This is a genomic window from Bradyrhizobium sp. SZCCHNRI20481 (assembly GCF_032485055.1).
In the GTDB taxonomy this organism is placed as follows: domain Bacteria; phylum Pseudomonadota; class Alphaproteobacteria; order Rhizobiales; family Xanthobacteraceae; genus Bradyrhizobium.
This window is the reverse complement of sequence record NZ_JAUEUE010000014.1, coordinates 159,459-178,048: the sequence shown is the minus strand read 5'-3', so window position 1 is coordinate 178,048 and position 18,590 is coordinate 159,459. Positions and strand designations below refer to the sequence as shown.

The 18,590-nt window shown below is 65.0% G+C and carries 15 protein-coding genes and 1 tRNA gene; 11 read left to right on the top strand and 5 right to left on the bottom strand.

The features are described 5' to 3' along the window. Window positions 1-29: 29 nt before the first annotated feature. Window positions 30-1,343: an adenylate/guanylate cyclase domain-containing protein gene (locus tag QX132_RS23235; RefSeq protein WP_316162992.1), complete on the top strand. Its 1,314-nt coding sequence runs from the start codon at window positions 30-32 to the stop codon at window positions 1,341-1,343. Between the two features lie 92 nt (window positions 1,344-1,435). Beyond that, window positions 1,436-3,121, top strand: coding sequence for a tannase/feruloyl esterase family alpha/beta hydrolase (locus tag QX132_RS23230; protein WP_316162991.1), 1,686 nt, complete (start codon window positions 1,436-1,438; stop codon window positions 3,119-3,121). Between the two features lie 4 nt (window positions 3,122-3,125). On the opposite strand, the gene QX132_RS23225 is transcribed toward QX132_RS23230, so the two are convergent. Both QX132_RS23225 and QX132_RS23220 read right to left on the bottom strand, forming a co-directional pair. Then, on the bottom strand, window positions 3,126-3,587 hold the full coding sequence (locus tag QX132_RS23225) for a DUF488 domain-containing protein (protein ID WP_315776734.1): 462 nt from the start codon (window positions 3,585-3,587) through the stop codon (window positions 3,126-3,128). A gap of 15 nt (window positions 3,588-3,602) precedes the next feature. Beyond that, entirely contained in the window at window positions 3,603-4,427 is an 825-nt protein-coding gene (locus tag QX132_RS23220) for a DUF72 domain-containing protein (protein ID WP_316162990.1), read from the bottom strand. 157 nt (window positions 4,428-4,584) lie between these two features. Here QX132_RS23220 and QX132_RS23215 point away from each other — a divergent pair, with 157 nt between their 5' ends. From QX132_RS23215 to QX132_RS23205, 3 genes are all read left to right on the top strand, one after another. Next, window positions 4,585-4,785, top strand: coding sequence for a hypothetical protein (locus QX132_RS23215; RefSeq protein ID WP_315737437.1), 201 nt, complete (start codon window positions 4,585-4,587; stop codon window positions 4,783-4,785). A gap of 264 nt (window positions 4,786-5,049) precedes the next feature. Further along, a complete protein-coding gene (locus QX132_RS23210; RefSeq protein WP_316162989.1) occupies window positions 5,050-6,183 on the top strand; it encodes a glycosyltransferase family 2 protein in 1,134 nt (377 codons plus the stop codon). After that, window positions 6,180-7,697 carry a glycosyltransferase family 39 protein gene (locus tag QX132_RS23205; RefSeq protein ID WP_316162988.1) on the top strand — a complete coding sequence of 506 codons (1,518 nt, stop codon included), beginning with the start codon at window positions 6,180-6,182 and terminating at the stop codon, window positions 7,695-7,697. Before QX132_RS23210 ends, QX132_RS23205 begins: the two co-directional genes overlap by 4 nt. An 8-nt stretch (window positions 7,698-7,705) precedes the next feature. Here the strand turns inward: QX132_RS23205 and QX132_RS23200 are convergent, their stop codons facing one another. Further along, window positions 7,706-8,506, bottom strand: a complete 801-nt coding sequence (locus QX132_RS23200; protein ID WP_315759258.1) for an FkbM family methyltransferase — start codon at window positions 8,504-8,506, stop codon at window positions 7,706-7,708. A gap of 653 nt (window positions 8,507-9,159) precedes the next feature. Here QX132_RS23200 and QX132_RS23195 point away from each other — a divergent pair. Next, entirely contained in the window at window positions 9,160-10,320 is a 1,161-nt protein-coding gene (locus tag QX132_RS23195; protein WP_316162987.1) for a DUF2778 domain-containing protein, read from the top strand. A 161-nt stretch (window positions 10,321-10,481) separates the two neighbouring features. Here QX132_RS23195 and QX132_RS23190 read toward each other — a convergent pair whose 3' ends face one another. Then, window positions 10,482-11,828 (bottom strand): IS4 family transposase, encoded by a 1,347-nt coding sequence (locus QX132_RS23190; protein WP_315781472.1) that lies wholly within the window; start codon window positions 11,826-11,828, stop codon window positions 10,482-10,484. 1,261 nt (window positions 11,829-13,089) lie between these two features. Here QX132_RS23190 and QX132_RS23185 point away from each other — a divergent pair. From QX132_RS23185 to QX132_RS23165, 5 genes are all read left to right on the top strand, one after another. Next, on the top strand, window positions 13,090-13,278 hold the full coding sequence (locus QX132_RS23185; protein WP_316162986.1) for a hypothetical protein: 189 nt from the start codon (window positions 13,090-13,092) through the stop codon (window positions 13,276-13,278). Window positions 13,279-13,321: 43 nt separating this feature from the next. Then, window positions 13,322-13,396, top strand: a tRNA-Asp gene (locus tag QX132_RS23180). A 40-nt stretch (window positions 13,397-13,436) separates the two neighbouring features. Further along, window positions 13,437-13,973 (top strand): HNH endonuclease, encoded by a 537-nt coding sequence (locus tag QX132_RS23175; RefSeq protein ID WP_316162985.1) that lies wholly within the window; start codon window positions 13,437-13,439, stop codon window positions 13,971-13,973. A 521-nt stretch (window positions 13,974-14,494) separates the two neighbouring features. Continuing rightward, window positions 14,495-15,835 (top strand): RtcB family protein, encoded by a 1,341-nt coding sequence (locus QX132_RS23170; RefSeq protein WP_316162984.1) that lies wholly within the window; start codon window positions 14,495-14,497, stop codon window positions 15,833-15,835. Window positions 15,836-15,988: 153 nt separating this feature from the next. Continuing rightward, a complete protein-coding gene (locus QX132_RS23165; RefSeq protein ID WP_316162983.1) occupies window positions 15,989-16,561 on the top strand; it encodes a 2OG-Fe(II) oxygenase in 573 nt (190 codons plus the stop codon). A gap of 329 nt (window positions 16,562-16,890) precedes the next feature. On the opposite strand, the gene groL is transcribed toward QX132_RS23165, so the two are convergent. Then, window positions 16,891-18,531: a chaperonin GroEL gene (gene groL, locus QX132_RS23160; RefSeq protein ID WP_316162982.1), complete on the bottom strand. Its 1,641-nt coding sequence runs from the start codon at window positions 18,529-18,531 to the stop codon at window positions 16,891-16,893. Window positions 18,532-18,590 lie beyond the last annotated feature (59 nt).

The window sequence follows — 18,590 nt, the reverse complement described above, 5'->3', positions numbered from 1 at the left end:
CGGCCGGGAGCAGGAACGGCTGAGGCAAGATGCAGATCGTGGGAGGAGGACAGGCGAACGAAGCGCCGGCGGGAGCGCCGGCCGAGTTCGATCAGGCGCTGATGCGTCAGACGTTGAACACCGAGCTGCTGCGCGTGAGGGCGCTGATCGCCACTGCGGCGCTGTTTCTCGTGATATCGGTGCTGGTCGAAATCTTCGAGCCCAGGATCTCGGAGTGGATCTGGCCGAGCCGGATCGGGGTCCTCTACGTCTACGCGATCATCGTCGCATTCATCAGCTTCGAGACTCTCATCCTGTTCAGGATCAAGGCGGACATCCGCCACGGCCGGGACGTGCCGGTGATCTGGCGCTATGTCAGCGCCCTGGTCGAGACCTCGCTGCCAACGTTCGTCCTCATCCTGCAGATCGAGGGCATCGGCCACGACAAGGCGCTGGGCTTCGGCGTGCCGCTGGTCTATTTCATCTTCATCGTTCTCTCGACGCTTCGTCTCGATTTCTGGCTGTCGAGCTTCACCGGCCTCGTCGCCGCGGTGGAGTTGTTGGCGGTGGCACTGATCGATCGGCCTTCGATGGATGCGAGCCAGAATCCGGAGATCTACTATCACGGTGAGCGCAGCTTCATCATCCTGTTGTGCGGGATGCTCGCCGGTGCCGTCAGCGTGCAGCTGCGACGCCAGTTCGCGGCGAGCATCGAGGCCGCGTCGGCGCGCGACCGGGTCACCGATCTGTTCGGCCAGCACGTCTCGCCCCAGGTCGTCGAGCGCCTGATGAAGGAGGGGACGGCGGAGGCGCGCGACATCCACGAGGTTGCGGTGATGTTTGTCGATTTCCGCGGCTTCACCGCGGCGGCGCGGTCGAAGACGCCGCAACAGGTTGTCGATCGCCTCGATGGCGCGTTCGCGGTGCTGGTCGAGATACTCGAGCGCCATGGCGGCATCGTGAACAAGTTCCTCGGCGATGGCTTCCTGGCGCTGTTCGGCGCGCCGTTCGAGTCGCGCGATGCCGCCGTGCAGGCGGTCGTGGCTGCGCGCGAGATGGTGGCCGCGATGGAGCGCGTCAACGCGATGTCGTCTTGGCCGCTGCGGATCGGGATCGGTCTTCATCTCGGCGAGGTGGTCGCCGGCAGCATCGGCTCGCCGCGGCGCAAAGAGTACACCGTCATCGGTGACACCGTGAACTTCGCCTCGCGGCTCGAGGCGCTGAACAAGGAGTTCGATTCGCAGCTCCTGATCTCGAGCGAGGTGCGGCAGGCGGCCGGCGACGGGGCGCGCGACGCCGTCTTCCACGGCGCGGTGTCGGTGCGCGGCTACGACCGACCGTTCGAGATCTGGCAATTGCACTGACGCAGGCTCCCCGTCGCGCGATGTCGGAGATTTACATTGGATGGCCTCCGCGTTTAACTGCCCCCAACGAAAAGCATCATCAGGGGGAACGCATGATCCGAACCGGGGCGTCGTTTTTGGCCGCAGCAGGCATCGTGTGCGCAGCCGGCCTGGAGGCGGTGCGGGCTGAGGATGTTGCCTGCAGCAAGGTGACGGCCGAGGTGCTGAAGGTCCCCGGGCTGACCTTGACGGGATCGAAGCTGCAGGAGGCCGCGGACGGGCTGCCGCGGCATTGCATTCTGTCCGGCAAGGTCAATGAGCGCACCGGCGTCGACGGCCATGCGTATGCGATCCAGTTCGAGATGCGGCTGCCGGAGACGTGGAACGGCCGCTTCCTGCACCAGGTCAATGGCGGCAATGATGGCGTCGTGGTGCCGGCGCTCGGCGACAAGGCCGACGGTCTCGTCGGTGGCGGTGTGACGCCGCTCGCCCGCGGCTTTGCCGTGCTGTCGTCGGACAGCGGCCACTCCGGCAACGATCCCGCCAACAAGCCGCGCGGGCTTGCGTCCGGCTCAGCTTTCGGGCTCGATCCGCAGGCGCGCCGCGACTACGGCTATTCGGCCGATATCACGCTGGCGCCGATCGCGAAGGCGATCATCTCGGCGCATTACGGCAGGAAGCCGGACTATTCCTACATCGCCGGCTGTTCCAATGGCGGCCGCCACACCATGGTGGCCGCCGAGCGCATGCCCGAGCAGTATGACGGCTTCCTGGTCGGCAATCCCGGCTTCAACCTGCCGCGCGCTGCCGTGCAGCACGCCTGGGACGTGCAGGCGCTGACCAAGGCCGACGTCGACATCCGCAAGTCGATCACGCGGGAGGATGCCAAGCTGATCGCTTCCAAGATCACGGAGGTCTGCGACGGGCTCGACGGCGCCAAGGATGGGCTGACGGCGAACCTGAAGGCGTGCCAGAAAGCGTTCAATTTCGACAGCCTCCGCTGCGCCGCTGGTGCGACCGAGGCCTGCCTGCCGGCCGCCAAGGTCGATGCTTTGAAGAAAGTCTTCGCGGGCCCGCACAATTCGAAGGGCGAGCCGCTGTATTCCGACTGGCCGGTGGATGGTGGCGTCGGCACCGGCAACTGGCGCGCCTGGAAGGTCGAGAGCCCGGTGGCGCCGTGGAACAACCTTCCGATCATTGCCACCATGGGCGGCGCCTCGCTCAACTACATCTTCTCGACGCCGCCGGTCGAGATCGAAGGCTCGCCCGATAAGCTGGTCGAGAAGCTGCAGACTTATGATTTCGACAAGGACGCACCGAAGATCTACGCCAAGGAAGGTTCCTTCACCGAGTCTGCGATGGACTTCATGGCCCCGCCCGCGGTGGACAACCCGACCCTGCCGGCGTTCCAGGGCGGCGCCCGCAAGATGCTGATCTATCACGGCCAGGCCGATCCGGTGTTCTCGATCAACGACACCGTCCGCTGGTACGAGAAGCTCAATGCCAATGTGCAGGGCAAGGCCGACACGTTCGCGCGGCTGTTTGCGCTGCCCGGCGAGACCCATTGCGGCGGCGGCGTCACCTTGGAGAAGTTCGATGCGCTGGGCGCGCTGATGGACTGGGTCGAAAAGGGCAAGACGCCGGAGGCGATCACGGCCTCGGTCAATGCGGCCAACAAGGAGCTCCCATCGACATGGAGCCCGCAGCGGACGCGGCCGCTGTGCCCGTGGCCGAAATTCGCCAAATATGTCAGCGGCGACATCGAGCAGGCGTCATCCTTCACCTGCGCCGCGGAGTGAGGCGTCAGACCTGAGGCGCGACCAGGTTCTTCACCTTGACCTGATCGCGGTCCTCGATGATCTCGGCGATCCATTGCCGGTGGCAATGGGCGTGGTCGCGCTCGTAGCAGAGCAGGCAGACGGGACCGGCGCTCTTCACCAGTGAGGCCAGCTCGTCCATCTGCTCCTTCGCCTGCGGCGTCTTCAGATGGGCGCTGTAGATCTTGTGCAGCGTGTCGTAATGACCGCTGCGGGCGGCCTCGCGGCCCTCCTTCGGCGTGCCGAGCCCGCGCAGATGCACATAGCCGATGCCGCGCTCGTCGAGCCCGGCCGCGAGCTGGCTCTTGGAGAAGCCCGGCCGGCGCGAGGCCGCCACCGCGCGCACGTCGACCAGCAGCTTGACGCCGGCGGCCTGCAACTCATCGAGCACGGCCTTGGCCGGCGTGTGCTCATAGCCGATGGTGAACAGGGTCTTGCTCTTGGCCATCATGCGCCTCCTGCCTCAGCTCACGCGCTCGATGAGCTCCATCGCGCCAGCCGGCGCGCGCACCTTGCCCTCGTGGATGACATAGGCGAACACGTCGCGCGGCATCTTTTTCGTCGGCTGGTCGTCAACCCGTGGCAGGTCGTCCGGTTCGCCGCCGCCGGCCCACAGTTGCAATCGCTTCGCCCAGGCGTCGAGCTGCTTCGGCGGATAGCAGGTCGCAAGCTCGTCATTGCCCTTCTGCAGTCGGGCGTAGACGAAGTCACCCACGACATCGGCGATCGCCGGATATTTGCCGTGCTCGGCGAACACGACCGGCGTTGCAAACTCGCGCAGCAGCGCGACGAAGCCGGGGACGCAGAAACTGTCATGGCGGACCTCGACGACGTGACGCAGCTTGCGGCCGTCGAGCTCGCGCGGCAACAGCTCGAGGAACTTGCCGAAATCGGCCTCGTCGAACTTTTTGGTCGGCGCGAACTGCCACAGCACCGGGCCGAGCCGGTCGCCGAGCTCGAGCACGCCGGTGTCGTAGAAGCGCTTCACGGAATCGCCGGCCTCGGCGAGCACGCGGCGATTGGTGGCGAAGCGCGGCCCCTTCAGCGAGAAGATGAAGCCGTCCGGCACCTCGCGTGCCCACTTGCGGAAGCTCTCCGGCTTCTGCGAGCCATAATAGGTGCCGTTGATCTCGATCGAGGTCAGCTTCGAGGCGGCGTATTCGAGCTCCTTCGACTGCGGCAGCTTGTCCGGATAGAACACGCCCCGCCAGGGCGCGAAGGTCCAGCCGCCGATGCCGATGTAGATGTGGCTCTTGGATTGCGAGGCGCGTGCAGGGGCTTTGCTCACGGATCGATTCCGATGCTGATTGGTGAGGGTGTTGCGGTAGGGAGACGATAGTCAACCGGGCCGGTTCTGACCAGTTCGGCGCTGTTGCGCCGTCACTCTTCCCGTGCTCCGGAGCCTCGTGTATCCAGGGCACGGGCCGGGAAGGGGAGATATGGCAATGAGAGCGGAATCGGTCGGCGGCCTGCTGGGGGCGATCGTCGCCGCTGCCGTGCTTGCGGCAGCCTTCTACTATGTTCCCGTCGGGCCGATGGCCCGTCAGATGCAGCCGGCCAAGGTCGAGGTGCCGCCAACCCCGGTGCAGACGGTTCCGGTGGCTCCGGCCGTGCGCGGACCCGTGGTCCGTGAGGTTCCGAACTAGGCCGGCCGGGGCCCCTTGCAATCCAGCCGAGGCGCCCCATCTTGGTCGGGACGGTGACGTCGAGCTGTAACGGCTCCGGCACCGAGACGACCACGGCAGAGCGGTTGCGCCGGATGTACGCGCACCCTTTGTTTGTGGTCGTTGGCATTTTGGGCCCCTCGCTTGGGAGCGATGCAAGCCGGCACCACAGTCCGGCCTTTTTGGGCCCTCCTTCAGCCGTTGCGCTTGGCAGTGTGGAACGCGGCAGATATACGCATCCGCACCATGAACGATGTCCTCCGACCGGCCATGCCCGCGCCGCCGCAAACCGCTGATATTCCGATCGTTTCGGTGGTCGTCCCGACCTTCAACGAGCGCGACAATGTCACCACGCTGTACCGGCGGCTGGAGGCGGCGTTCAGGGACGTGCCGTGGGAGGTCGTATTCGTCGACGACAACTCTCCGGACGGCACCTGGCAGGTGGTGCGCGAATTGTCGCGCAGCGACAAACGCGTCCGCTGCATCCGCCGGATCGGCCGCCGCGGCCTGTCCGGTGCCTGCATCGAGGGCATCCTGGCCGCCAGTGCGCCCTATGCCGCCGTGATCGACGCCGATCTGCAGCACGACGAGACCCAGCTGCCGAAGATGCTGGCGCTCTTGCAGAGCGGCGCCGCCGAGCTCGTCGTCGGCAGTCGCTACATCGAGGGCGGCAGCGCCGCGAGCTTCGACAGCAAGCGGGCCGGGGCCAGCGCCTTCGCCACCGAGATCGCGCGCCGCGCGCTCAAGGTCGAGGTCAACGACCCCATGAGCGGCTTCTTCATGATCCGCCGCGACCGCTTCGAACAGATCGCGCCGAAGCTGTCGACGCAGGGCTTCAAGATCCTGCTCGACATCATTGCGAGCGCGGAAGGCGGCCTGCGCACCGTCGAGGTGCCCTATACGTTCGGCTCGCGCCTGCATGGCGAGAGCAAGCTCGACTCGATGGTCGCGCTCGACTTCCTCGGCCTCGTGCTGGCCAAGATGACCAACGACGTGGTGTCGTTGCGCTTCCTGCTGTTCGCCATGGTCGGCGGCACCGGCCTCGTCGTGCATCTGGCCACGCTCTTTCTTGGTCTCAATGCGTTCGACATGCCGTTCGCGGAGGCGCAGGCGCTCGGTGCCTTCATCGCGATGACCTCGAACTTCATCCTCAACAACTTCCTCACCTATCGCGACCAGCGGCTGAAGGGCTTTGCCATTCTGCGCGGCCTGCTCGCGTTCTATCTGGTCTGCTCGGTCGGCCTGCTCGCCAATGTCGGCGTCGCCTTCTCGGTCTATGACCAGGAGCCGATCTGGTGGCTGGCGGGCGCGGCCGGCGCGCTGATGGGCGTGGTCTGGAATTACGCGATCTCCGGATTGTTCGTCTGGCGCAAGCGATGACCTCTGCGGCAGGCGCCGACGACGCCCGGCTGGTCCGCAATGTCTGGCTGACCATCACAGGCCTCGTCGTGCTCCGGCTGATCGCCGCCGCGGTCACGCCGATCACCTTCGACGAAGCCTATTACTGGATGTGGTCGAAGCATCTCGCCGGCGGCTACTACGACCACCCGCCGATGGTCGCGGTCGTGATCCGCACGGGCACGCTGATCGCAGGCGACAGTGAGCTCGGCGTGCGGCTGGTCTCGATCCTGCTCGGCCTGCCCATGAGCTACGCGGTGTACCGCACGGCCGAGATCCTGTTCGGCAGCGTGAGGGTTGCGGCGACTGCGGCGCTGCTGCTCAACGTCACCTTGATGGCTGCGGTCGGCACCCTGATCGTGACGCCGGATGCGCCGCTGCTGGTGGCCTCCAGCTTCGTGCTGTTCTTCTGCGCCAAGGTTCTGGAGACCGGCCGGGGTGTCTGGTGGCTTGCGGTCGGTGCCGCGGTCGGTGCCGCGCTGCTGTCGAAATACACGTCGCTGTTCTTCGGTGCGGCGATCCTGATCTGGCTGGTCGCCGTGCCGAAGCTGCGGCACTGGTTGGCCTCGCCCTGGCCCTATCTCGGCGGCGGCCTGGCGTTCGCGATCTTCTCGCCGGTGATCCTGTGGAATGCCGATCACCAATGGGTGTCGTTCATCAAGCAGCTCGGCCGCGCCAGGGTCGAGGAGGTTCGTCCGGTCTACATCGCCGAGATCATCCCGACGCAGTTCGCCTTCGCCACGCCGCTGGTCTTCATCCTCGGCGTGATGGGCCTCTATGGGTTGGCCCGGCGCAGGGCAGGGGACGCGGCGGCCCGCGTCCTGATCGAGGCCATGGTCTGGGTCATCGTCGCCTATTTCGCGTGGCATTCGCTGCATGCCCGCGTCGAAGCCAACTGGTTCGCGCCGATCTATCCGGCCTTCGTGGTGGCTGCCGCTGCGGCGGCCCATCTTGTCGCCTGGTCCCCGCGCGAGCAGCGCACGGCGGACTTTTGCCTGCGCTGGGCCGTGCCCGCCGGCGTCGTGATGTTCGTCGCGCTGATCGTGCAAGCCAACACGGGCCTGCTGTCCGGTTATCGGCGCGATGCCACCGTCCGCAGCGTCGGCGTCGGCTGGCGCCCCCTGGCTGCCGAGATCGAGGCGGCGCGCGTGCGCGCCGGCGCCTCCTGCGTGCTGGCGATGGATTATGGCACCACCGCCTGGCTGTCGTTCTATCTTCCGCCCGGGACCTGCGTGCTGCAGCCGATTCAGCGCATCCGCTGGGTCAATTTTCCGGAGCCGGATCCGGCGCAGTTGGCGGGCACGCAGCTGCTCGTGGACGAGGTCCAGATCGCATCGCGGTTCTACGTCAGCAATACATTCGGCCGCGTCGAGAAGATCGGCGAGGCCGAACGCAGGCGTGGACCTTTGACCATCGAGACCTATGCCTTCTATGCGCTGAGCGAGCCCAAGCGGGAGGTGCTCGACCGCACCCCGCCGCCGGAGCTGCAGCGCTGACGCCCGCTTCAGGGCTGCTGCGGGATGATGTCCGCCAGCGCCTTGTCCCGCGCATGAATTGCGACCATGTTGATGCCGGCATCGATGGTCTTGTAGCCGCGGCAATCCAGCCATTGCCGCAGCTGCTCCGCATCGGTCTTGATCTTCTCGATCAGCATGATCGGCGTGCAGCGTTCGATCGTCGCCGCCGCGCCTTCGAGCGCCTCGATCTCCATGCCCTCGACGTCGAGCTTGATCAGGTCGCAGCGCGGCAGATTGAAATCGTCCAGCGGGAGCTTGCGCACCTCGACGGTGTTGTCCGCATAGTCGATGGCCTGGCCGATGAACTCGGTGTTGGGACGCTGGCGCAGCTCGAGGCTGCCGAAGCTCGATGGGGTCAGGTAGTTCGGGCTTGGGATGTTGAGCACGCCGCGCTCCGACGAGACTGCGGCATGGATGGCGATCGCATTGAAGCAGTTGTTGATCGCGATGTTGCCGGCGAGCGCGTAGTAGATCCGTTCTTGCGCCTCGATCGAGAGCACGGATCCCCAGCCGGTCATCGCCTTCGCCCATTCGATGGTGTGGACGCCGATATTGGCACCGCAGTCGATCGCGACGGCGCCATCGCCATGGTGCCGGCGGCGCAAGCCGAGCAGGCGGACGGCGAGCTGCACCTCGCCCGGATCGAAAGCCCCCGTGTCGAGGATCTGATAGCCGACGCCGTAGCCCCGGTTGGCGTCGACCATGCGATAGTCGAGCCGGTTGACGATCATCGTCCCGTGATTGCTCGCGGCCAAGACGAAGGCCAGCTTCCGGTCGGGGATCTGCATGGAGTCCTCTCGTGTCGTGTTCGGCAGGGAGCGGACGCGGTACGATTCGCCGGCGGAGTGTTGCCGAGAATCGTTCCCTACCATACCGCCGCCGGTGTCCACAGCGCGGAAAATCCCGGCTTGTTACGGATGCGGTCCACCTGCGGCTGCCGTCGCCATTGCGCCTTGGACCACGACCGTCCTGATCCGATTGCCGCGGAGACCGGGCGACATGCGATTGTACGTGACCAATGCATTCAGCCGCGTCGAGAAGATCGGCAAGACCATGTCCGAGCAGGGGCCTTGAACAAGTGAAAACTACGCCCTTTCCCTCGTCAGCACGCCTAAACGTGAGTCATCGATAGCGCCCCTCTGGCAGAGCTCAATCGTTAACGCGGCCTGCTATGGTTTACGGATTCCGGCGGCCGTCGAATGCTGCTCCTCAGGAACGGCCTGGGGCGGAAATATTGCTTTTGGCTGGAATTTCGCCCTGTTTTTGCCCTGTTTGCCGGCAAAACAGACGTCCATGGTTAACCCGCCCTTAATCTGCCAAAACTTAATCAGCATTTAACTAAAAGTCGCCCTAATGAAGCTCTGTGCTTCTGCGAGATGCAAAGCGGTTGTCCGTGGCGCATCGAGCGAGAGTTATCGAGTATTCGTTCGGGCGTGAGTGAATGAGTAACAGTCGAGCTGCGTTGGCCGCACGAAATCGCAGGAAGTCTTCCCTGATCGCGTTCTCTCACAAATTGATCGGTGGCGCGGCAATCGCATGCCTGATCGGGGGCTGCGCTGTGACGGTCTATACCAAGATCATCGCGGCGGATGCCTATCCGACCCTGGGCAGCATCGAGCAGGATGAGCCCGTCGTGCGCCCGGCGCCGCGGCTTGCGACGCGCAGCGCCGCCGATGCAGTGGGTGAGGCCTTCTCGGCATTCCCGGAATCTCCGCCCGTCACCACGGTCGCCGCCATCACGCCGCAGATGTTCAACGACCGCTTCGGCGCGGCCGTGCCGCAGGGCGTCGCCTCCAACGCCGCGAACGGCGCGCCGCCGCTGCCCAGGCTCGCCGAAGCTGCGCCCAAGCAGATCGAGGCCAAGCAGATCGAGGGCAAGCCGGCCGAGACTGCGAAGGTTGCCGAGGCGCCGAAGAAGGATGCCCGGCCGCCGATGCAGTTGGCGCTCGCCAATGCCAAGCCGGCCGCGCAGCCTGCGACGCCGGCGCAGGCCGCCGAGGCCAATCCGCCGAAGAGCAGTGGCTTCTCGCTGCGCGCGATGACCGAGCGCGCCAAGGCGGCGGTGCTGTCGATCGCCGGCGACCGGCATTCGATCCAGGAAAAGCTCTGGGGCAAGCCGGAGAACCAGGATGGCGGCCTCCTGGCCTATGCCTCGGCTGATTCCAACATCACCGCCAGCATCGCCAAGGATCCGACCCGCGGCGGCCGGCCGCCGTATGATTTGAGCACCGCAGTCTACGACATCTCGGCCAAGGCGGTGTATCTGCCCGACGGCACCAAGCTCGAGGCACATTCCGGCCTCGGCGACAACCTCGACAAGCCGAGCTCGGAGAAGATCAAGATGCGCGGCGTGACGCCGCCGCACATCTACGAGCTGAAGCCGCGCGAGGCGCTGTTCCACGGCGTGCCGGCGCTGCGGCTCAACCCGATCGGCGGCGAGGACGCGATCCACGGTCGTAACGGCCTCCTGGCCCACACCTTCATGCTCGGGCCGAACGGCGACTCCAATGGCTGCGTCTCGTTCCGCGACTACTACGCGTTCCTCGATGCCTACAAGAACAAGGGCATCCGCAAGCTCGCCGTGCTCTCGCGCATCGAGTGAGACGGGCAGGAGATGTTGAGGTGGGATCTGCATGGTCGCCCTCACACTCGGCAGTAGTTCCGAACTGTAGGGCGTGCAAAGGTGCGCCGTGAATCCCGTCGCACGAGTGCTATATCGCCAACTACTACGCTGCGCGATACAGCACCCTCTCCCCTTGTGGGCTACGGGATTCCCGGTTTTATGCTTTGGGTTGCAAGTAGATAGCCTTCAAGCATTGCAGCGAGACGATCCCAGCCGTCTCGCATTGTCTTTGGCCCTGGTGGTTTACCGTAGCAATTCCAGCCGCCGAGGCGTGCCGCGATCCATGCGACGAACGCGAGGGAATCGGGAGGATGTGGGTTCTGCTGCCGCGCGGTCTTGCCTTCGAGCGTTTTTGATAGGTGCCCCAGAGCTGGTCTGAAGGCCGGGTCGATCACGTCGCTCATGGGACGGGGACTGCCGTCTCTGGCGTCGACAAGCTGGATGGTCCGGATAGCGCCAGCAAGCCCGATCGCCGCGAGATTGAACATGCGATCGGCATCGATGACCTGACTGTCGTCGAGAGCCAAGCCATCGCTCTTGAGAGCACGGAAGACCTGTTCGATGCGCCAGCGCAATCGATAGAGTTGCACGATCTGTTCGGCATCTGCCGCGCTGGCAACGGAATGGGTCGTGAGCAGATGCCACAACAACGGTGTTTTGCCGGCGGGCGCATCGATCTCACGCGCCTGTATCAAAGTCATTTCGATGGCATCGCAGGCCTCTGATCGTTTCAGGCTCTGTGGCCGGGCAAGAGACACGCTTCCGGCGCGAAGCTCGACGGTCGCCCCGCGCCCTTTATCGCCGGGGCCGCGCGGCGCCACCTTGACGAGGCTTGTTTTCAGCACCTTCGTCTCGGCAAGCGCTGCAAACAGCATTTTGCCATCGGACAGGCAGCGATCCTGCGCAGCACGCACGATCAGATCGAGCCCTTCCGGCTTACGCGTAAACAACGGGTAGATGTCGCTTTCGCGATCGGCGACCATCGTGACGCTGGCCGCCTCCGATAAGACGCCGGCAGCCGCCTGACAGCCATACAGCCAGCGTATCGACTCCTTATCCTCGATCGCTCGCTTGCGGCGAGCCGGAACTCGTCCGGCTGAGCGCGTCCAGATTTCCGCGTCGACAAGTCCCAACACCGCCTCGCTCTCGACGTCGAGGGCAATCACGGGATGGATGAAGAAGCCGGGTGTTTTTCCGTCCCCGCCAGGACCGAAGCCGCGCCGCTTCTTGTCACGGCCGGAGAAATTGATCTCGCTCGTGTCCTGGATCGCCAGAATACGCCGTCCCACGCATTGAGCCGCAGTCCGAGCCGCCAGCGTCTCGACGATCCGATCGACCGAGACGTGGTGCGAGGACAGAAATCGGTGAATGGCCTTCTCGCCGGCTCGCGTCTCCCCCAACTTCCGCAAGACCAGCGTGCCTGCTGTCGCCACCCGTTCGATCAGCCAGTCAGCCCGCTCCGCAACTCGAATATCGCCAAATGACATTCAAAGCTCTCCACCGAACCGGTCGAAAACTTTGAATCACATCCAGAAATCGCTTGGAATCGCTTTCGGGCATCCCGTAGCCCCTTGTGGGAGAGGGCGCATTCACTTGCAGCGCTCGTCCGATCTCCCGATCTCCAAGAGCATGCACTTTTAGAGCCACAAGATCGAGAATCCATTGGGTGCCGTGCAGTCACGAGCGCACGATTTCTGATGCGGCTTCGGGATCGGCGTCGCTCCGGGCGACCGCTTCACGCGATCGCACGGGAAGAAGGGCAAACGGATACACAGCTCGAACACCCCTGGACACGACGTCGCATTCTCGCGGCGAATGACGCCCGAGTGTTGCCGGCGAGATCGCCCTCGAAATTCGAGAGAGGGCGCGGGGAATGCCGGGTGAGGGCCTCACCCATGGCCCGCCTGCAGAAGAAAAAGCAGGCGGCAGTCACCACAGGTTCAGCCGCATCATCCGGCATTCCCCGCGCGATGGCCTTACGGCTTATACATGGTCTCCCTGGTGCGCCGGGCTTTCTGGCCACCATCGGTCGGAGCATTCGTCTCTCCGACCTTGACACCAGCATCGGGGTGCCAGGACATCACGACTTCGCCGTGCGCACCGGATCGTTCGTCCGCGTGATCAGATCACGCTGCAACCCGACGCGCCCACCGCATCCCGCCCTCCACGTTCATGACGATCGCGAAGCGCCCCTCTCATGAGGACAGGACCGGCATAGAATGCACGGTTTCTGATTTTTGGAAACAGGAAAATGTTCGGGGTTGGCGGTGAGCGGGGCGATCCCATTGACCGGGCTCGACAAACGAATTTTCGCGCGCACGCGTTTTCGACCTCTCGCAGGGCCGATTGCGGCCTTGGAGCTCGCGATAATGCGCAACTGATTTGCCCGACGACCAATCTGGTCGTTGCAAATCTGTCGCGTCGCCGGAGGCGCGCCGTCATCGCTTCCCCCTCCGGCCTTGACGGCTTCGGAAAATTCTGCGCATAGCTCTGCCCCATCGAAATTGACGCGCCGTTCGCCGGCGCGCTCTTGAGGACCACGACCGTGTTGAGCCTACGCTCACATCTCGCGAATGCCCCCGCCAACGAACGACCGCTTAACTGGTCGCGCGATGGGTCCGGCATGGGCGTCGCCTGTCAGGGTCCGAATGATCTCGTGCTGTCCCTGACGACATCGGGACGCGAAATTCCAGCAAGAGCATAACCGGCGGCGGGATCTCACCCTCCGCAGACATAGCGGAGGGTCTGATGACCCGCATGATGAGCCCAGATTCCGAGACAGTCGACCACGCCCGAGCGCTGTGCTCGCCGGTGGCGGTTGCCTTCGTGCGCATCGTCATGACGTGCCGCGGCGTCAGCGAGGCACGGGCTCGCCAGATCTATCTCGACTACATCAACGGCGTTCAGCCGGAGCACGCTCCGGTCGCGTTCGATTGATTGACGATGACCATGCCCGGTGCAGTCCGGGCGCGATGACATGGCATATGTTCCCGTCTGGTGAAGGGACCGGATTGTCGATCCGGGAAGGCGGGTTCGATTCCCGTCATGGGCGCCAACACGACCGGGCAGATGAAGCGAAAGAGAGGAGGTCGACGATGTCAGCAACAAACCCGGCGCTGGTTCTCAACGCCGACTTCCAGCCGCTGAGCTATTTCCCGCTGTCGGTGGTCTGCTGGGAGGACGCGATCAGGGCCGTTGTCGGCGAGTCGCACGTCGTGGTCGCAGAGTACGACAGCGTCGTGCGGAGCCCGAGCGTCACCATGCGGCTGCCGTCGGTGATCGCGCTGCGCGATTACGTCAGGCCGGCGACGCGCGTCCCGTTCACGCGCTTCAACGTGTTCCTGCGCGATCGCTTCGAATGTCAGTACTGCGGTGGCCGCTATCTCCACGGCGAGCTGACCTTCGATCACGTCGTGCCGCGCGTCGACGGCGGCGAGACGTCGTGGACCAACATCGTCGCCGCCTGCAGTCCCTGCAACGCGCGCAAGGACCGGCGCCACCTCAAGCCGCGGCGGCCGCCGTTCGAGCCGGCACGGCACGAGCTGATGGCCGCGCAGCGCCTGTTTCCGCCGAGATTCCTGCACGTGACCTGGCAGGATTATTTGTACTGGGATGTGGAGCTCGAGCGTTGAAGAAACGAACGCGTAGCCCGGATGAGCCCGCGCCGATGCCCAAAGGGTGTCGGCGTGGGTGATATCCGAGGTCTCACAGGTGATTCGGACGAACCCGGATGTCGCTTCGCTCATCCGGGCTACGTACTTAAAATCCTGTAAGAGCAGGCGCCAACTTATCCGGTGGACATCCGCCAGCGAGAGAGAGCCATGTCGATTTCGACCCCACGTCGGATGGAGGACAGCGCGCTGCCGCAACTGCGGCGCCGTGATTGCGTCCAGTGCGTGCCGGCAGTCTCCGCGGGGAGCGCGCTGTCCCGTCACAATCAACTAGCAGCGTAGCGAGGCAGCGGGATCGTCCCTCTGTCTTGAACGCCAGAGAGACGATCCGCCAGGCTGATGTCCCATCCGGGACACTCCGATCAGATCCGTCTCTCTGTTTGCACCACCGGACTTGCGCGGCGTCACGCCGTGCAAGTCCCGACCATTGCAGCGCCACGCCGGCGCGGCAGGGTCATGCATGAACGAGTGAGGAGGATCACATGCGAGCCGATCCCTATCAGGAGCGCGCGAGACAATTGGCGATCGAGGCCGGGCTTGATCCGGATGCACGGGTCGAGCGGCCCGGGCAGCGGTCGATGCCGCTGTGGTGCACGTTCCGCGACGCCGCGCGCCAGGAGCAGCTGGCGCGCGAGGCCACGGCGCTGGGCGACACGGTCGCGAGCCGGCCACAGGCCGCGCAGTATCAGAACAGCCCGCTGAAGGTGTTTGGCCGTCACGAGGATGCGACCATCGCGCAGATGAGGAGCTGCATGGCGGTCGGCAATGCAGTGGCCGGGGTGATCTGCGCCGACGGTCATCTCGGCTATGCCCAGCCGGTCGGCGGCGTGATCGCCTATGAGAAGCAGATCAGCATCTCCGGGGTCGGCTTCGACATCGGTTGCGGCAACATGGCGGTCCGGCTCGACACGCAGTTCAGCGCGATCGAGGACAAGGTCGGCACCATCACAAAGGATGTCGCCAGGGTGATCTCGTTCGGCGTCGGCCGCAAGAACGCCGAGCGGGTCGAGCATGAGCTGTTCGACGACGCCGATGCGTGGCGCTGCTCCGACATGGACGCGTACCGGCAGAAGGCGGTCGGGCAGCTCGGCACGGTCGGGTCGGGCAACCACTATGTCGACCTGATGCGCGACGAGGCCGGCTTTGTCTGGATCGGCGTGCATTTCGGCAGCCGTGGGCTCGGCCACACCTCGGCGACGCGCTACCTCAAGGCGGCCGGCGGCAAGGACGGCATGAACGTGCCGCCCGCCGTGGTCGACGAGGACTCGGAGGTTGGGCAGCGCTACATCGCCGCGATGCAGCTCGCCGGGCGCTACGCCTATGCGGGACGCGAGTGGGTGACCGAGCGCGTGCGCCGGATCATCGGCGGTGCGGTCACCGACAGCGTGCACAACCACCACAACTATGCCTGGCGTGAGACCCATGACGGGCGTGACCTGTGGGTGGTGCGCAAGGGCGCGACGCCGGCCTTTCCGGGTCAGCGCGGCTTTGTCGGCGGCTCGATGGGCGACGACGCGGTCATCATCGAGGGTGTGGAGTCGGAGGAGGCCAAGGCCTCGCTGTACTCCACGGTGCACGGCGCCGGGCGGCTGTTCGGGCGCAGGGAGGCCAAGCGGCGCTTCACGCGCGACGAGATGGACGCCTGGCTGCAGGGCCGCGGCGTCACCCTGATCGGCGCCGATCTCGACGAGAGCCCGATGGCTTATCGTCGTTTGCCCGAGGTGCTGGCCGAGCACGCCGGCTCGGTGAGGGTGGTGCATACGCTGCGGCCGTTCGCCGTGGTGATGGCGGGCGAGGGCGAGTTCGATCCGTTCAAGGATTGAGCGCGCCCTCGTAGCTCGCATGAGCGCAAGCGACATGCGAGTCCGCACGTGCAGTTCGTGAGACCCCGGATGTCGCTCCGGCCTGCGCCCGCAAGGCGCCGGCCTTTGCTCATCCGGGCTACGCGATTGCGCAACGATGACGGAGACACGATCATGACCGAGATGACCTGGCACGCCGACAATATCGAGACGATTGCGAACTTCTTCTCCACTGCCGAGTGCGAGGACTACATCCGCTTGGGCGAGCAGATGGGCTTCGAGGAGGCGACGTTGTTCGCGCCGCGCAGCGTCAAGGACTATCGCAACAACGATCGCGTCATCGTCGACGATACCGAGCGCGCGCAAGGGCTCTATCAGCGGCTCGCCGGCCATCTCGCACCGTCGTTCCAGCATCGCTGGCAGCCGGTCGGGCTGAACGAGCGGCTGCGGCTGTATCGCTATGATGTCGGACAGAAGTTCGAATGGCATCGCGACGGCCATTTCGAGCGTGACGATGGCGAGCGCAGCCAGTTCACCTTCATGATCTATCTGAACGATGATTTCGAAGGTGGCACGACGTCGTTCTGCGACGACACCGGCCTGATGCCGGATGGTCCGTTCCGGATCATTCCGAAGAAAGGCATGGCGCTGCTGTTCCATCACCCGATCATGCATCGCGGCGATCCCGTGACGAAGGGGCGCAAATACGTGCTGCGGACGGACGTGATGTATCGGCGGAGCAGGTGAGGGGGCGCGTCGCACAAGGCGCGCGCTCTCCGTTCGTCACTCCGGGGCGCGCGTAGCGCGAGCCCGGAATCCATAGCCACAGGCCGTCGCGTGGTGCGAGGTGCTTGTGGCGTCTGTCTTCGACCAATCACCGCTCGGGCTATGGATTCCGGGCTCATTCGCGCTGCTCCAAAATGGCTTCGCCATCTAGCGCTTGAACGCCCCGGAATGACGGCAGACAGGAGTTTAGCGACGAAGCCCGCATGAGCCCCGGCGACATTCGGGCCCCGGCGAAACAAAAAGGGCGCGGCTTTCGCCGCGCCCTTCGTATCTCTTGAGGAGGCTGGACCTTAGAAGTCCATGCCGCCCATGCCGCCGCCCGGAGGCATTGCGGGGCCGCCGGCGTTCTTCTTCGGCAGCTCGGCGACCATGGCTTCGGTCGTGATCAGCAGCGCAGCCACGGAGGCGGCGTTCTGGATCGCGGCGCGAACCACCTTGGTCGGGTCGATGATGCCCTTGGAGACCAGGTTGCCGTACTCGCCGGTCTGGCTGTCGAAGCCGTAGGCGTACTGGTCCTTCTCCAAGATCTTGCCGACGATCACCGAGCCGTCCTCGCCCGCGTTGATCGCGATCTGGCGGGCCGGGGCGGAGAGCGCCTTGCGGACGATCTCGATGCCGGTCTTCTGGTCGTCGTTCTTGGTGCGCAGGCCCTTGAGCTGCTCGGAAGCCCGGAGCAGGGCGACGCCGCCGCCCGGCAGGATGCCTTCCTCGACAGCCGCGCGGGTCGCATGCATCGCGTCATCCACGCGATCCTTGCGCTCCTTGACCTCGATCTCGGTCGCGCCGCCGACGCGGATCACCGCGACGCCGCCGGCGAGCTTGGCCAGACGCTCCTGCAGCTTCTCACGGTCGTAGTCCGAGGTGGTCTCCTCGATCTGCGCCTTGATCTGCTGAACGCGCGCCTCGATGTCGGCCTTCTTGCCGGCGCCGTTGACGATCGTGGTGTTCTCCTTGTCGATCATCACCTTCTTGGCGCGACCGAGCATGGCGAGCGTGACGTTCTCGAGCTTGATGCCGAGATCTTCCGAGATCGCCTGGCCACCGGTCAGGATCGCGATGTCCTGCAGCATGGCCTTGCGGCGATCGCCGAAGCCCGGAGCCTTGACGGCCGCGACCTTCAGGCCGCCACGCAGGCGGTTGACGACCAGGGTGGCCAGCGCCTCGCCCTCGACGTCCTCGGCGACGATGACCAGCGGCTTGCCGGTCTGCACCACGGCCTCGAGCAGCGGCAGCAGCTCGTTCAGCGAGGAGAGCTTCTTCTCGTTGATCAGGATGTAGGCGTCATCCATCTCGACGCGCATCTTGTCGGCGTTGGTGACGAAGTAGGGCGAGATGTAGCCGCGGTCGAACTGCATGCCCTCGACGACGTCGAGCTCGGTCTCTAGCGACTTGGCTTCCTCGACGGTGATGACACCCTCGTTGCCGACCTTCTTCATGGCGTCGGCGAGGAACTTGCCGATCTCGGCGTCGCCGTTGGCGGAGATGGTGCCGACCTGGGCGATCTCGTCGTTCGACGTGACCTTCTTGGAGTTCTTGACGAGATCGGCGACGACCGCTTCGACCGCGAGGTCGATGCCGCGCTTCAGATCCATCGGGTTCATGCCGGCGGCAACCGCCTTGGCGCCTTCGCGCACGATGGCCTGGGCCAGCACGGTCGCGGTGGTGGTGCCGTCGCCGGCCGCATCAGCGGACTTGGAGGCGACTTCGCGCACCATCTGCGCGCCCATGTTCTCGAACTTGTCGTCGAGCTCGATCTCCTTGGCGACGGTGACGCCGTCCTTGGTGATGCGGGGAGCGCCGAACGACTTGTCGAGGACGACGTTGCGGCCCTTCGGGCCGAGCGTGACCTTGACGGCATTGGCGAGGATGTCCACGCCGCGCAGCATGCGATCGCGGGCGTCGACGCCGAACTTAACGTCTTTTGCTGACATATTGGGTTTCCCTGAGTTGAATTGGTCGTCTCACCCTGGGCAGGGCGCCCGCAGGCGCT

Coding starts and splice junctions, on each gene's coding strand:
- QX132_RS23235 (WP_316162992.1), top strand. CDS start 30: ATGCAGATCGTGGGAGGAGGACAGGCGAACGAAGCGCCGGCGGGAGCG.
- QX132_RS23230 (WP_316162991.1), top strand. CDS start 1,436: ATGATCCGAACCGGGGCGTCGTTTTTGGCCGCAGCAGGCATCGTGTGC.
- QX132_RS23225 (WP_315776734.1), bottom strand. CDS start 3,587: ATGGCCAAGAGCAAGACCCTGTTCACCATCGGCTATGAGCACACGCCG.
- QX132_RS23215 (WP_315737437.1), top strand. CDS start 4,585: ATGAGAGCGGAATCGGTCGGCGGCCTGCTGGGGGCGATCGTCGCCGCT.
- QX132_RS23210 (WP_316162989.1), top strand. CDS start 5,050: ATGAACGATGTCCTCCGACCGGCCATGCCCGCGCCGCCGCAAACCGCT.
- QX132_RS23205 (WP_316162988.1), top strand. CDS start 6,180: ATGACCTCTGCGGCAGGCGCCGACGACGCCCGGCTGGTCCGCAATGTC.
- QX132_RS23200 (WP_315759258.1), bottom strand. CDS start 8,506: ATGCAGATCCCCGACCGGAAGCTGGCCTTCGTCTTGGCCGCGAGCAAT.
- QX132_RS23195 (WP_316162987.1), top strand. CDS start 9,160: ATGAGTAACAGTCGAGCTGCGTTGGCCGCACGAAATCGCAGGAAGTCT.
- QX132_RS23190 (WP_315781472.1), bottom strand. CDS start 11,828: ATGTCATTTGGCGATATTCGAGTTGCGGAGCGGGCTGACTGGCTGATC.
- QX132_RS23185 (WP_316162986.1), top strand. CDS start 13,090: ATGACCCGCATGATGAGCCCAGATTCCGAGACAGTCGACCACGCCCGA.
- QX132_RS23175 (WP_316162985.1), top strand. CDS start 13,437: ATGTCAGCAACAAACCCGGCGCTGGTTCTCAACGCCGACTTCCAGCCG.
- QX132_RS23170 (WP_316162984.1), top strand. CDS start 14,495: ATGCGAGCCGATCCCTATCAGGAGCGCGCGAGACAATTGGCGATCGAG.
- QX132_RS23165 (WP_316162983.1), top strand. CDS start 15,989: ATGACCGAGATGACCTGGCACGCCGACAATATCGAGACGATTGCGAAC.
- groL (WP_316162982.1), bottom strand. CDS start 18,531: ATGTCAGCAAAAGACGTTAAGTTCGGCGTCGACGCCCGCGATCGCATG.